Origin of the sequence: Streptomyces sp. L-9-10 (assembly GCF_004151105.1) — a bacterium.
In the GTDB taxonomy this organism is placed as follows: Bacteria; Actinomycetota; Actinomycetes; order Streptomycetales; family Streptomycetaceae; genus Streptomyces.
The window spans coordinates 45886-59571 of record NZ_PHRF01000090.1; the positions used below are offsets into that span (position 1 = coordinate 45886).

Annotated in this window: 11 protein-coding genes; 9 read left to right on the top strand and 2 right to left on the bottom strand. The window is 71.4% G+C overall.

Annotated elements, in window-relative coordinates; all coding sequences use genetic code 11:
- Window positions 1-108 precede the first annotated feature (108 nt).
- From CU044_RS20520 to CU044_RS20535, 4 genes are all read left to right on the top strand, one after another.
- A complete protein-coding gene (locus CU044_RS20520) occupies window positions 109-1023 on the top strand; it encodes an MBL fold metallo-hydrolase (protein WP_129770175.1) in 915 nt (304 codons plus the stop codon).
- A gap of 15 nt (window positions 1024-1038) precedes the next feature.
- On the top strand, window positions 1039-2604 hold the full coding sequence (locus CU044_RS20525) for a carboxylesterase family protein (protein WP_129770176.1): 1566 nt from the start codon (window positions 1039-1041) through the stop codon (window positions 2602-2604).
- 168 nt (window positions 2605-2772) lie between these two features.
- The gene (locus tag CU044_RS20530; protein WP_129770177.1) at window positions 2773-3645 is read left to right on the top strand and encodes a hypothetical protein; all 873 of its coding nucleotides are present in this window, start codon (window positions 2773-2775) and stop codon (window positions 3643-3645) included.
- 344 nt (window positions 3646-3989) lie between these two features.
- A complete protein-coding gene (locus tag CU044_RS20535; protein WP_129770178.1) occupies window positions 3990-5165 on the top strand; it encodes an epoxide hydrolase family protein in 1176 nt (391 codons plus the stop codon).
- A gap of 123 nt (window positions 5166-5288) precedes the next feature.
- Here the strand turns inward: CU044_RS20535 and CU044_RS20540 are convergent, their stop codons facing one another.
- Window positions 5289-6320: a WYL domain-containing protein gene (locus CU044_RS20540; protein ID WP_129770179.1), complete on the bottom strand. Its 1032-nt coding sequence runs from the start codon at window positions 6318-6320 to the stop codon at window positions 5289-5291.
- 105 nt (window positions 6321-6425) lie between these two features.
- On the opposite strand from CU044_RS20540, the gene CU044_RS20545 reads away from it, so the two are divergent.
- Window positions 6426-7016, top strand: a complete 591-nt coding sequence (locus CU044_RS20545) for a DinB family protein (protein WP_205124101.1) — start codon at window positions 6426-6428, stop codon at window positions 7014-7016.
- Between the two features lie 442 nt (window positions 7017-7458).
- Here the strand turns inward: CU044_RS20545 and CU044_RS20550 are convergent, their stop codons facing one another.
- Window positions 7459-8367: a helix-turn-helix transcriptional regulator gene (locus CU044_RS20550; protein WP_129770180.1), complete on the bottom strand. Its 909-nt coding sequence runs from the start codon at window positions 8365-8367 to the stop codon at window positions 7459-7461.
- A 234-nt stretch (window positions 8368-8601) separates the two neighbouring features.
- On the opposite strand from CU044_RS20550, the gene CU044_RS20555 reads away from it, so the two are divergent.
- The 4 genes from CU044_RS20555 (at window position 8602) to CU044_RS20570 (ending at window position 13671) form a co-directional block, all read left to right on the top strand.
- Window positions 8602-9582, top strand: a complete 981-nt coding sequence (locus tag CU044_RS20555; RefSeq protein ID WP_129770181.1) for an aldo/keto reductase — start codon at window positions 8602-8604, stop codon at window positions 9580-9582.
- Window positions 9583-9878: 296 nt separating this feature from the next.
- Window positions 9879-10802 (top strand): GNAT family N-acetyltransferase, encoded by a 924-nt coding sequence (locus CU044_RS20560; protein WP_129770313.1) that lies wholly within the window; start codon window positions 9879-9881, stop codon window positions 10800-10802.
- 359 nt (window positions 10803-11161) lie between these two features.
- The gene (locus CU044_RS20565; RefSeq protein ID WP_129770182.1) at window positions 11162-12628 is read left to right on the top strand and encodes a phenylacetate--CoA ligase family protein; all 1467 of its coding nucleotides are present in this window, start codon (window positions 11162-11164) and stop codon (window positions 12626-12628) included.
- Entirely contained in the window at window positions 12625-13671 is a 1047-nt protein-coding gene (locus CU044_RS20570) for a hypothetical protein (protein WP_129770183.1), read from the top strand. Before CU044_RS20565 ends, CU044_RS20570 begins: the two co-directional genes overlap by 4 nt.
- The last annotated feature ends 15 nt before the right edge of the window (window positions 13672-13686 follow it).

Below are 13686 nucleotides of genomic sequence, written 5' to 3' on the forward strand. Positions count from 1 at the left end.
CCGGTGTCCGGAGTTCACGAGTACAGGTGCAGTCAGATGACGGATACCGCACGCGCCGGGCCCGCTCCTACGCTTCCAGGAAATCTTCCGAATTCTTGAGGACGCCCTGTGGAACAGATCAAGCTCGGCAATGTCACCATCACCCGGGTCTGGGAATACTTCGGTTCCGTGGAAATGACGCCCGACACCTTCTTCCCGGAAAGCTCGAAGAAGGTATGGGACGACGGTGCCTCCTGGCTGACCCCGCATTTCCTCGATTCCGGGACCAATATCGTGAACTCCGCGATCCAGACCTGGCTGCTGCGCAGTGAGGGCAGGACCATCCTCATCGACACGGGCGTGGGAAATCACAAGGAGCGCCCGTACTCACCGGTCTGGAGCCATCTCGAAACCGGCTTCCTCGCCAATCTTGCAAGGGCCGGTGTCGAGCCCGAGGACGTGGACATCGTCGTCAATACGCATCTCCACGTCGATCACGTCGGCTGGAACACGTATCTGGACGGGCGGAGCTGGGTTCCCACCTTTCCCAACGCCACTTATCTGATGCCGAAGGACGATTTCGACTTCTGGAATCCCGAGAACGGCCACAAGCCGTCGCTCGGCCGCGGCAACCAGAACGTCTTCGAGGACAGCGTGGCCCCGGTGCACGAGGCCGGCCGGACGCTGCTGTGGGAGAACAGCCACCGGATCGACGCCGCCCTGCGCCTGGACGCGGCCCCCGGGCACACCCCCGGCTCCTCCGTGCTGACCCTCGAGTCCGGGTCGGACCGCGCGGTGTTCGTCGGCGATCTGCTGCACAGCCCGGTGCAGATCCTCGAACCGGACTCCAACAGCTGCTTCTGCGAGGACCCCGCGGGCGCTCGCGCCACCCGCCGCAAGGTTCTGGGCTGGGCGGCCGACAACAACGCGCTCCTGATCCCCGCGCACCTGGGCGGACACGGCGCCGCGGAAGTGGTGCGTGACGGAAGCACGTTCGCCATCAAGGGCTGGGCCCCCTTCGCCCCGTACTCCGAGCAGGGCTGAGGCCCACGGAAAGGCATGACCGTGAACCACCGGAACCACCAGAACGACGAGAACCACCAGAACGACGCGACCGATGCGAACGCCGCGAATCACCACCCCGGCCCCGTCGTGACCACCGTACAGGGGGCGGTCCGCGGCCTGCGCCAGGGCAGTACCACCGCTTTCCTGAACATCCCCTACGCCGCTCCTCCCCTCGGCGCCGGCCGGTTCGCCCCGCCACGGCCGCACGAGCCCTGGGACGGCGTACGCGACGCCACCACACCGGGCCCCAACGCGCCGCAGTCCCCGCGCGGGCTCGGCAGCGTGAACATGTCCCCGTACTTCGGCGACGGTTGGAGCCCCGGAGAGGACTACCTCACCGTCACCGTGTCGACGCCCGCGGACCTGGGCGGTGACCTGCCCGTCATGGTGTTCGTCCACGGCGGCGGATTCGTCGCCGGATCGACGCGGTCCGCGATCTACGACGGTTCCGGTTTCGCCCGCGACGGCGTCGTCCTCGTCACCCTGAACTACCGGCTCGGCATCGCGGGGTTCCTCGACCTCCCCGGAGCTCCCGCCAACCGCGGCCTGCTCGATGTCGTCGCCGCGCTGCGCTGGGTACGGGAGAACATCGCGGCCTTCGGCGGTGATCCGCACAACGTCACCCTCTTCGGCCAGTCGGCCGGCGCAACGGTCGTCGGCGGCGTCCTCGCCACCCCCGAGGCCGCGGGGCTCTTCCGCCGCGCGATCGTCCAGAGCGGCAGCGGTCTGGGAGCGTTCACCACCGAGCAGGCCGCCCGCGTCACCAGGGCGGCGGCCGAAACCCTGGGCGTCGAACCCCATGCCGACGCCTTCGCGGAGATCTCCGACGAGCGCCTGGTCGAGGCCGCCTCCCGGCTCGCGGGAATCGACCTGCGCACCGAGACGCACAGCGACCCGCTGGCCGGGCTCAGCCCCTTCAGCCTGGTCCTCGACACACAGCCCGCCGAATCCGTCGCCGCCGGCCTCGGCGCCGAGGCCGACCTGCTCATCGGGACCAACTCCGAGGAGGGAAACCTCTACCTGGTGCCCGTGGGCCAGTACTCCACCTCGACCGCGAGCGACGTCGACGCGCTGGCGACGCGCGCGCACCCGAGTCCGGCGCGGCTCGTCGAGGCGTACCGGACGGCGCGCCCCGGCGCGTCCTTCGGTGAGCTGCGGTCCGCCATCTTGGGAGACGTGCTGTTCGGTGCGGGCAGCTGGGCCCTGGCCGACGCGCATGCCACACGTTCGCACGCCGAATCCGGCACCTTCCGCTACGAGTTCGCGTGGCGCTCCCATGCCCTGGACGGAGAGCTGGGCGCCACTCACGCCGTGGAGCTCCCCTTCGTCTTCGACCTCGCGCATCTTCCCCAGTTGCACGGACCCGACGGCCTGCTCGGCCCCGGCACGCCACCCGCGGATCTCGCCGCCCGTGTGCACGAGGCGTGGATCCGGTTCGCCAGGACCGGTGACCCCGGCTGGGACCCGTACGACGACGAGCGCCGGACCACGATGCGCATCGACACCGTGTGGACCCAGGTCGACGACCCCCGGGGCCAGGAACGACAGGCGTGGAGCTGACCCGTCGTCCACCTCGTTCACCTCGTTCCGCGTGGACCCGGGACGATTTCCGAGTGGAACCCGGCCCGGGGGCGGTGCGTCACAGGGGCGGCAGGGGTTCCGTGCTGTACGCGCGGCTGCCGCTCCTCGCCGTCACCACCGTCAGCACCGTCAGTCCTCGGGGGATCCATGCGTACGAAGACCGAACGCGCCGTCAATCTGGTCGTCCTGCTCGCCCTGTGCACCGCCGCTGCCGGCTGTGACGGCGACAAGGACGACCGGGAGGCCCGTGCCCGCGAGGTCGCCGAAGCCTGGGAGGGCTCCAAGGCCGCCGACGTGTGGGGCGCGGGCTACTACCCGATGGGGGATGTGATCCAGCCGCCCGCCGGCGGCTTCCACGGCGACGCCGACAAACGCGCCCACGCGACCGGGAAATTCGTCCTGCGCGGCGAACTTCCCACCACCCGGCGCAAGGACGGACAGGTGAGATGGGAGAGCGGCGGCTCGCTCACGCTGCCGCTGACGGACGCGCGAACGGCATACGAGAGCGTGGCCCGCGGCGGCGGCGACGAACCGCGCCTCACCGTGACCGCGGTGAAGCCGGGCGAGATGACCCTCCCCACCAGCCGTGGCCCGGCGACCGTCCCGGCCTGGCTGTTCTCCCTGGAGGGCTACGACACTCCGCTCAAGCGCGCCGCCCTTGCCCCGTCGAAGCTCCCCGTGCCACCGGTCAAGCCGGTCGGGGACACGCCCACCGACGAGCTGGCGCCGCTCGGCCGACTGGTCGAGGTGGCCAGGGACGGCCGGTCCGTCACCGTGATGGCCAACCATGGATCCTGCGACGACGGCCCCGCCGTGGACGTGCTGGAGACGAGTGACGGCGTGGTGCTCTCCGCGTATGCCGTCGGGACGAAGGACGGCCCCTGCACTGCCGACCTGCGCCACGAAGAGCTGACGGTGAGGCTCGACCGGCCGGTCGGCGACCGTATCCTCCTGGACGCGTACACGGGCCGACCCGTGCCGTACGGGCAGCCGAACCAGCCCTCGGCGAGCTGGAGCTGAACCGACGTCAAAGCGCGTGACCTCACCGCGTCCGGGCCCTCACCGCGTCCGGGCCCTCACCGCGTCCGGGCCCTCACCGCGTCCGGGCCCTCACCGCGTCCAGGCTTCGCGACTCCAGGCTTCACCGCGAGTCGGACAGCGGCCGGCGGTCCGTCCACGAGGGCCCGGACGGCACAGTGACGTACGACCTCTCACGGACGCTGCGACCACTGGTGGACCAAGGGGCTGCCGGGCGCCGGAACACGGCTGCTCCCCGGTGACCGAACCGACGGGCCCACACGTACCCGCTCCGTGACAGCGCGGCCCGCCCGCTCCGTCACCGCGCGGTCCGTAGGATGCGTGCCATGCCGGACGCCTTGCCTCGCCCCGAGCCGTTCATCCCGCACACCGCCCCCGCGGCGCTCGATGACCTTCGCGCGCGGCTGCGCGCGACACGCTGGCCGGACTCGCCCGAGGACGCCGGGTGGTCGCTCGGGACCGACCTCGCCTACCTCCGCGAGCTCGTCGCGTACTGGGCGGACGGCTTCGACTGGCCGGCGCGGGAGGCGGCACTCGCCCGGCTTCCCCACTTCCGCGTCCGGCTCGGCGGCCTCGGGATCCACTACGTGCACGTCCGGGCCACCGCGCCGGCCGGGCCCGTGCTGCCGCTGGTCCTCAGCCACGGCTGGCCGGACTCGTTCTGGCGCTACGCGAAGGTCATCCCGCTCCTCACCGACCCCGGCGCACATGGAGCCGACCCCGCCGACGCGTTCGACGTGGTCGTGCCCGACATGCCGGGCTACGGGTACTCCGACCGCCCCACCGGCCCGCCGCTCGACTCCATCGCAGTCGCCGGCCTGTGGGCCGAGCTGATGAGCGTCCTCGGATACCCGCGATTCGGGGCCGCGGGCGGGGACATCGGCAGCCACGTGAGCCGCTACCTCGGGCTCGACCACTCCGACCGGGTCGTGGCCGTCCACCGCATGGACGCGGGCCTGCCCCTCTTCACCGGAGACCCGGCGGACCTCGCGCCCGAGGAGCGCGCCTGGTTCGAGGGCGCCGCGGCCTGGGGCGCGGCCGAGGGTGCCTACGCCGCCATGCACCGCACCAAGCCGCAGACCGCCGCCGTCGGGCTCACCGACTCGCCGGCCGGGCTCGCCGCGTGGATCATCGAGAAGCTCCGGGCGTGGAGCGACTGCGACGGCGATGTCGAACGGAGCTTCACGAAGGACGAGATCCTCACGAACGTCACGCTCTACTGGCTCACGGGGACGATCGGCTCGTCCATGCGCATGTACCACGCGAACGCCGCGATCCCGCCCGCGCAGCACGCCCGCCGGGTCGGGGTGCCGTCCGGTTTCTCGCTCTTCCCCGGTGACATCGTCCGGCCGCCGCGGGCGTGGATCGAGCGCATGGCGAACGTCGCGCGCGTGACCGAGCCCGCGCGCGGCGGGCACTTCGCGCCGTTCGAGGAGCCCGAGCTCTACGCGGAGGAGCTGCGCGCGTTCTTCCGCCCGTACCGTGCGGCGGCGAGGGGCTGAGGGCGCCGTCGCGCGCCCGGGGAGGCGGCGGGTCCCGTACGAAGCGGCCGGCAGGTCTCGTACGAAGTGGCCGACCGGTCTCGTACGAAGGTGACCGGCGTCCGTCCCGACCCGGCGGCTGTCTCAGGTGACGACCGGAGGCGGCGTGACAGGTGTGTCGGACGCGCCGCCCGCGGCGTCGGCGTAGCGGCGGGCCAGGCGCGCGAAGGCGTCCTTGAGTTCGGCGGGGCCCACGACCTCGATGTCGGCGTCGAACCGGCCGATGGTGGCGGCCAGGCCGGGCCATGACCACGAGCCCAGAACGAGCCGGCAGCGGTCCTGGCCGAGTTCCTCGACGACGCCGTCGCGGGTGTAGCGCGACACGTCGGCGGCGGGCAGGCCGAGGATCACCTCGCCGCGGCAGGGCCAGTCGCCGGCGCCGTCCAAGCCCTTGAACCGGCCGGCCACGAATGCCGCCACGTTCCCTCCGGGCAGTTCACGCGGGGTGAAGCGGGGCCCGGTGGGGGTACGCGGGGTGATCCGGTCCGCTCGGAAGGTACGCCAGTCCTCGCGGTCGAGGTCCCAGGCGACGAGGTACCAGCGCCCGCCCCAGGTGACGAGGTGATGGGGTTGCGCCCGGCGCGGCGGGGGGCCGACTCGGTCGTCGTCGGTGGCTCCCGCCGGGGACGCGGGAGCGTAGTCGAAGCGCAGTACCTCGCGGGCGTGGACGGCGGCGCTGAGTGCCATGAGCACGCCGTTGTCGACCTGGGGGTTCGGCCGGATCGCGGACGGCTCGACGGCGGTGAACCGGAGGGTGTCGATACGGCGGCGCAGCCGGGCGGGCATGACCTGCCGGACGGTGGTCAGCGCGCGTGCCGCGGCTTCCTCGATGCCGGCTCCGGTGGTGGTGGCGATCTGGAGTGCGACCGCGAGGGCCACGGCCTGCTCGTCGTCGAACAGCAACGGGGGCAACTCCGCGCCGGCGTCGAGCCGGTACCCCCCGTCCGGCCCCTTGGAAGCCACGATGGGATAGCCGAGCTCGCGCAGGCGGTCGACATCGCGGCGCACGGTGCGCGGGCTGATGTCCAGCCGCTCGGCCAGCAGCGCCCCCGGCCAGTCCCGGCGCGCCTGGAGCAGGGAGAGCAGGGAGAGCAGTCGGGCTGAGGTCTTCGGCATGTCTCGATAGTGCCCTGAGAAGCGGCCACATCCTGTCCGCTTTCCTTGAGACTGTGCCGTGTGCCAGAGAACGAGTACGAGTACGAGAACGACCGGAAGGACCTGATCACCGTGACCGCCACCAGTACGACCACGCCCCCCTCGGCTCTCGACGCCGAGCGGGCCGACCTGCTCGCCCAGCTCGCGACCGCGCGACTCACGCTGACCAACACGGTGCGTGGGCTCAGCGACGAGCAAGGCGGCGAGCGGCCTACGGCCAGTGCGCTGTGTCTGGGCGGGCTGATCAAGCACGTCGCGTCCATGGAGGAACAGTGGGTGCGCTTCGTGGTCGAGGGCCCCTCGGCCATGCGCTACGACCTGCCCGACGGTGTCACCTGGGAGGACTTCGCGGCCGGTGCCGCGAGCGAGTTCCCGCAGTGGGCCGTCGACCATCAGAACGACTTCCGGATGCTGCCCGGCGAGACGCTGGGCGGGATCATCGCGCGGTACGAGCGGATCGCCGCCCGGAGTGAGGAGGTCGTCGCCTCCGTGCCCGACCTGTCGGCGACGCACCCGCTGCCGGAGGCGCCCTGGCACGAGCGGGGAGCGGTGCGCAGCGTGCGCCGGGTGCTGATGCACGTCATCGCCGAGACCGCCCAGCACGCAGGGCACGCGGACATCCTGCGCGAGACGCTCGACGGGCAGACGTCAACCTGACCGGTGACGGAGCCGGATCGACCGGGCCGGGACGGGTCACCGCCCCGGCGCGGTGCCGCGCCCGGCTCGTACGCACCTGCCCGGTGCGCGCTCCGGTTCACACCGTCGAAGGGCCCGGACGATCAGGCGCCTGTCCACGGCGACCGCACGACTGCGGGTGAGTCACCGCCACGAAGTGGCTTCGGTGGCGTGCACGCAGTAAGTCTCATAGGTGCTCGCGCCGTTCGGCTTCGGGACCGCACAGGCCGATACCTCGAACTCGTCGTCCGGGTGACCGGGGATTGAGGTTCTTTGCCTCTTCTCTCGGGGGCAAGGCGTGGTGCGGAAGTGAAGGGAGCATCAAGTGCCCTACGCGTGCGCCCCCTTCGGTTCGCGGTGGTGCTCAGCCGCGTCCGGGTACCTCGCCCGCCGCCGGTTCGAGTCCCGGCCTCGCCGGATTCGGTCAGCACTCCGGCGGGCGTCGGTCAGCCGTGTCGGGTGTCCGGTGGGGGGGGGCGTCCTGACCGGTGGGGGACGTGTCTGTCCAACTGGCGAGGATGCCGAGGGCTTCGGCGGTGGGTGAGGCCGGCTCGGCGGTGTAGATGACGAGACTTTGGCCGGGGTCGTCTTCAACGGCCAGGACGACATAGTCGAGGGTGAGGTCGCCGACGAGCGGGTGGCGCAGGCGTTTCGTGCCGGTGGTGTGGGCGAGGACGTCGTGGTCGGCCCACATCCGGCGGAAGGTGTCGCTGCGCAGGGACAGCTCGTCGACCAGCTCGGTGAGCTGCGGGTCGTCCGCGTGGCGTCCGGCGTACAGACGCAGGGTGGCTACGCAGTCGGCGGCCACCTGTTCCCAGTCGGCGTACAGCCCGCGGGCCTCTTCGTCGAGGAAGACGAAGCGAGCGGCGTTGCGGTCGCGGTGGGGCCGGGCCTGGAAGTCGGTGACGAGGGCGTAGCCCAGCCGGTTGGCCGCGAGGACGTCCATGCGCCGTCCCTGGACGATCGCGGGGACGTGGAGTGCGTCCAGGGTGCGGTACAGGGCGGGGCGGACCTTCTGCGGCGCGAGGGGCCGTTCGCGACGGGTCCGGGCGGCGGCGGGCCGGGCGAGATCGAAGAGGTGGGCGCGTTCGGTGTCGTCCAGCCGCAGGGCGCGGGCGACGGCCTCCCAGACGGCTTCCGAGACTCCCTGGGTGCGGCCCCGTTCCAGGCGGATGTAGTAGTCGACGCTGACCCCGGCGAGCTGGGCGACCTCCTCGCGGCGCAGTCCCGGGACACGACGGGCACCCCGGTACGGGGCGATGCCGGCCTGTTCGGGGGTGATCCGGGCCCGGCGGGTGCGCAGGAACTCGCGGATCTCGCTGCTGCGGTCCATGAGTCCACCGTACGGCGCGCCCGCGTCCCTCTCAGCCGGCGCGGGAGGTACTGGCAGACCCCCGGTGAAGCGCCACCCCGTACAAGGGTCCGGGCCGGTCCGCCGGGTGGTTACCTGGACAGCGGGCCCACTGAGCCGCATACAGCGGCAGGTGCGCGTCGGAGCCCCGGAGCCGGGCGTCCCTGACACCGAGCTCGGTCCGCACCACAACGACACCATCCACGCGGAGATCCTTTGAAGCACATATCCCTGGGCGGGCTCGATGTCTCACGCATCGGTCTGGGCGCCATGACCATGGCCGGAACCTACACGACGGGCGGGGGACTCGATGACGACGAGTCGATCCGTACCCTCCACCGGGCACTGGACCTCGGGGTCACCCATATCGACACCGCCGAGATCTACGGCCCCTTCCACAGCGAGGAAATCGTCGGCAAGGCCATCAAGGCCCGTCGCGACGACATCGTCGTGGCGACGAAGTTCGGCCTGGTCTCCCACTCCGGTGGCGGCCCCGGTGTAACGGACAGCGGCGCCGCCAACGTGAAGGCCGCGGTCGAAGGCTCCCTCAAGCGGCTCGGCACCGACCGCATCGACCTCTACTACCAGCACCGCGTCGACCGGAACACGCCCATCGAGGAAACCGTCGGCGCGCTGGCCGAGCTGGTAGCCGAGGGCAAGGTCCGCCACATCGGGCTGTCCGAGGCCGGGCCCGAGACGATCCGCCGTGCGCACGCCGTGCACCCGGTGGCAGCCCTGCAGACGGAATACTCCCTGTGGACCCGCGACGTCGAGGCCGAGATCCTTCCGCTGCTGCGCGAACTCGGTATCGGATTCGTTCCCTACTCGCCGCTCGGGCACGGTCTGCTGACCGGGCAGATCCGCACCGTCGACGACTTCGCGGACGACGACTGGCGCAAGACCAACCCCCGTTTCACCGGGGGGAACTTCCGGCGCAACCTGCGCATCGTCGATGAAGTGCGGGCCATCGGCGCCGAGATCGGCGCGACTCCGGCCCAGACCGCGCTGGCGTGGCTGCTGACCCGCGGCGACGACATCGCCCCCATCCCCGGAACCCGGCGGGTCTCGCGCGTCGAGGAGAACACCGCCGCCGACGGTGTCGAACTCGGCGCCTCACAGCTCGACCGTCTGGACAACCTCACCCCGGCCTCGGGCGAACGTCACGACGAGGCGAACATGGCCAGCGTCGACCGCTGACGTTGACCGCGCCTGTTCCGCTCGCCGCACGGGCGCCGGCCCCGCGGCCCGCTGTCCCGCACCACGAACTGCCGTGATCGAAAAGGGTTTGCCGACGGGGACGCGGTTGGATAGACAGTGTCCCTGGACTCCCGCCGCGAGGGGTGAGGGGCCATGACAGCGAGAGGAGGGATAAGCCCATGATCCCCATGATCACCGCGCTTGTGTCCTCCCGGGGCACGGACCACGTCTGACCCCGGAGCGGACGGGCGCCTTCACCGGAGCGTGCCTTGACCGTGGAACAGAACCACCTGACCATGCGTCCGATCACCGGACGTGAAGAACTCGATCTCTTCTCCCAACTGCCCTACGTTCTCAACGAGGAACTGGCGGACGACCTCGCCGCCGGGCGCAGGCGTCCCGAATGGATGTGGCTCGCCCTGCGCGGTGACCGTGTACTGGCCAGGGCCGCCTGGTGGAGTCGGCCGGGCAGCGACGCGCCACGCGTCCTGGACGTCCTCGACGTCGACGACAGCGCCTCGGATCCCGACCGTGTGGACATCGGAGTGCGACTTCTGCGCGCCGCGATGGCGGCCACCCTCCCGAGCGGCTCGCCCCGCCCCGAGTACAGCCGTTTCGTCCCGCCGGACTGGCGTGAGAACGCGCGGACCAGACAGTCCGTCGAGGACCGCATGACCGTATTGGAACGGACCGGTGCCCGGCTCTTCGTCGAACGGCTGCGTCTGGAATGGCGTCCGGAATTGGCAACTCCCGAACCCGGCGGACGCCTGGTGTTCCGGCGGATCCACGATGCCGGGGAACTCGTCTTCCTGATGGCCCTGGCCATGGACGGAACGCTGGACGCACACGGCCGTGACGACCTGACCCGCATGTCCGTCCACGAAGCGGCCGCCAGGCACTACGAGGACGAGCTCGCGCGCTACACGAGCCCGCGGGACTGGTGGCGGATCGCGGCACTGCCCACGGGGGAGCCGGTGGGGTTCGTGCTCCCCGCCCGCAACGACTACAACCCGATCATCGCGTACCTCGCGGTCCTGCCCGCGCACCGCGGCAACGGCTACATCGACGACATTCTCGCCGAGGGCACCCGCGTCCTCGCCGAACAGGACGTCCCCCGCATCCGTGCGTCCACGGACCTGGGCAACGTCCCGATGGCGAACGCCTTCCGGCGCGCCGGATACGTCAATTTCCAGCGCGAGATCAACATGACCTGGAGCTGAGCGAGCAGGGGCCGGAGGTCCTGCGCCGCGTACTCAGCGGCTCGCGCGACAGCCTGACCAGCGCGGGGGAGCGACTGGGCGGCGAACACCGGGAATCCAGTTTGTCGGGAGAAACTGTTGATGTGTCAATTGCCTTACTCTAAGGTCGCGTTCATCGAACGACCGCCCCCGGTCGGGAGTGCACCACCAGGAGCCCAGCCGTCCCCGGGCGGCGCGGAACAAGGGAGATCCATCATGGTCAAGCACTACGTCAAGTACGCGTTCAGCACGCTCACCGCGGCGATGTTCGCCAGCATGGTCTGACGCTCGGTCCCGGCCTGGACCGGGAAGCCAACCCGGTCCAGGCATCAGGAGACCCCTTGTTCGGTACCGCTCTCAGCCAGCTCCGCTACGGCATGGCGATCCTGCGCAACCGTCGCATCCGCCCGCAGGACCTGGAACGCATCGCCCGCGACCTGATCGCGACCCTGGCCGAATTCGGCGAGCCCGGGGCGGACTCGGCTCTGCTCCCCGGTCAGGCAGGGGCTGTCGACCCCGCCGTACGACGGACCGTCACGGAGCGCAGCCTGCGGGCCACCGCGCGCGCCGCCGCCCAGCACACGGCGCACTACCGGCGGACCTTCGATGTCCTGGGACTCGACCCGGGCACCCTCACCCCGGAGACCTGGGACCGCATCCCCGTCACCTCCAAAGAGGCCCTGCGCGGTCTGCCGGCCGCCTTCGTGTCCGCCGCCTCCGCTCCCGCGCTGATGGCGCTCACCACAGGGACCAGCGGCACCCCCACCACCGTCTGGTACTCCAGGGCCGAGGTGGAGATCGCGGTCGCCATGAGTACGGTCTCCGCCGTGCTCGGCATGGGCCTGCGGCCCCGCCACACCATGGCGTACGCGGGCTGTTCCCGGGCGACCCTGCCGCTGCTCAACGTGGAGGAGTCGGTGACCCGGATCGGTGCCTCGTTCGTCCAGATCGGCACCGTGGACCCGGCCGTGGCACTGGACCGGCTGGCCGCCCCGCTCGGTCTGCGGGGCAAGGCCCCGCAGATCACCCATCTGACGGTCTCCGCGTCCTACCTCTCCGCCCTCGTCGAAGAAGCGGAGAGAAGCGGCTGGCACGCATCGGACTTCGGCCTGGAATCCATCGGCGTCGGCGGTGAAGTGCTCTCCGACCCGCTGAGGGAGCGGGCCGTAACCGCCCTGGGCGCCCGGATCTCCACGGCGTACATGATGACCGAGACCCTCCCCTCGGGAGGTACGCCGTGCACCGAGGGACATCTGCACCACACCACCGAGTTCGGGCACATGGAGATACTCGATCCCGTGACACACGAGCCGACGCCGCCGGGCGCTGTCGGCATCATCGTGCAGACGCCGTACGTCCCCTACCGGGACTGCACCCTGCTGCTGCGCTACGCGACCGGCGACCTGGTCGCGCGCCCCGGGGCAGAGCCCACGTGCGAACTGGCCCATCTGCCCGCGACCTCGCCCATACTCGGCCGCTGGTCGGGTCCGCGGAGCATCGCGATACCCACCCGGTCGGTGCTGAACCTGCTGGAGTCCGAGCCGGACATCCCGCTGCCGGCGCGCTACGCCCTGGTGGACCGGCCCGGGGACCCTGTCCTCCATGTCCTCGTCCGCCGACTGCCCGCCGCCGCCCTGCTCGGCAGGCTGGAGGAGCGGGCGGCAGCGGCGGGTCTCGCGCTGGACGGCATCGTGCTCCACGACGATCCGGCCACGCTGCCGCCGACCGGCCCGGTCCGGGCCGATCTGCGCGAGCACACCTTCGAGTCGGCCCGCCCCGCCGCCGTACGCGTATCGAGCCCGGCATGAGTACCGCCCTCGCCCTCGTGGGCCTCAACTGCGCCGTCGCCGCGATCACGGTGGCAGGTGCCGTCTACTTCGCGCGGGTCCGGATGCCCCGCCCTCCGGTCGGCATGTACGAACTGCCCGATGTCGTCGTGATGACCGCCGTCGTGGTGGCGGCTCCCCTGGTGTATCTGGCAGTGCCCCGGACCGCGGTGGCCGTCGTCTTCGGCCTGGTCCTCTGCGTGGCGCTCCAGTTCACCCTCGCGCCGCTGATCGGCGGAGGGCGGGCCTGGCCGGCCGCCGCGGTCTCCGTGGCCGCCACCGCCGGATGCGCGTTCGCGGACCTGCCGGTCGCCGTGACGGTTCTGACCGACGTACTGCTCGCCATCGCCGTGGTGGGAGTGGCCAACATGTGGGCGCAGAGCGGGTTGCGCTCCGTCCACGCGGCGTGGTTCGCGGGCATGCTCTGCTGCTACGACCTGGTGGCGACCGGACTCACCTCTGTCATGGACCGGTTCGCCGCCCAGGTCATGGGACTCCCGTTCGCCCCACTGCTGGCCGTCACCCAGGGCAGACCACCGGTGGCGCTCGGCCTGGGCGACCTGCTGCTCCTGGTGCTCTTCCCCCTGGTGGCGCTCAAGGCCTTCGGGCGGGCCGCCGGTCTTCTCGCGGCCGGGGTCGGACTGGCGGTGTCCGCGAGCGTCAGCCTGCTGTTCGGGCTGGGAGTGCTGACGGGGGCGTTCCCGCTCCTGACGGCCCTGGGACCGCTGATCGTGTTGCAGCATGTGCTGTGGTCACGGGCCAGGTCGGGCGAGCGGACCACCGCCGAGTGGCGCGCGGGAACACCGCGCGCGGCGGCGGCCGATATCCCCACGGACCCCGACCCGGCGCTGCTCCAGGCCCTCGAACCGACCGGCGTGGACGCGCTGCGGGCGGAGCTGTCCCGGGGCGACTGGCTCGCGGTCGTCGACGGCCGGGCGGTGGGCAGCGGGAAGTCGCCTGGTCAGGCACGTAGGGACGCCCGGATCCGCGGCTGTGAATCGGTGCCTGTGGTACGCCAGAACTGACCCGGACCGGCGGCC

Excerpts from the sequence above, each read along its gene's own strand:
- CU044_RS20525 (WP_129770176.1), top strand. The coding sequence starts at position 1,039 with ATGACCGTGAACCACCGGAACCACCAGAACGACGAGAACCACCAGAAC.
- CU044_RS20530 (WP_129770177.1), top strand. The coding sequence starts at position 2,773 with ATGCGTACGAAGACCGAACGCGCCGTCAATCTGGTCGTCCTGCTCGCC.
- CU044_RS20535 (WP_129770178.1), top strand. The coding sequence starts at position 3,990 with ATGCCGGACGCCTTGCCTCGCCCCGAGCCGTTCATCCCGCACACCGCC.
- CU044_RS20540 (WP_129770179.1), bottom strand. The coding sequence starts at position 6,320 with ATGCCGAAGACCTCAGCCCGACTGCTCTCCCTGCTCTCCCTGCTCCAG.
- CU044_RS20550 (WP_129770180.1), bottom strand. The coding sequence starts at position 8,367 with ATGGACCGCAGCAGCGAGATCCGCGAGTTCCTGCGCACCCGCCGGGCC.
- CU044_RS20560 (WP_129770313.1), top strand. The coding sequence starts at position 9,879 with ATGCGTCCGATCACCGGACGTGAAGAACTCGATCTCTTCTCCCAACTG.
- CU044_RS20570 (WP_129770183.1), top strand. The coding sequence starts at position 12,625 with ATGAGTACCGCCCTCGCCCTCGTGGGCCTCAACTGCGCCGTCGCCGCG.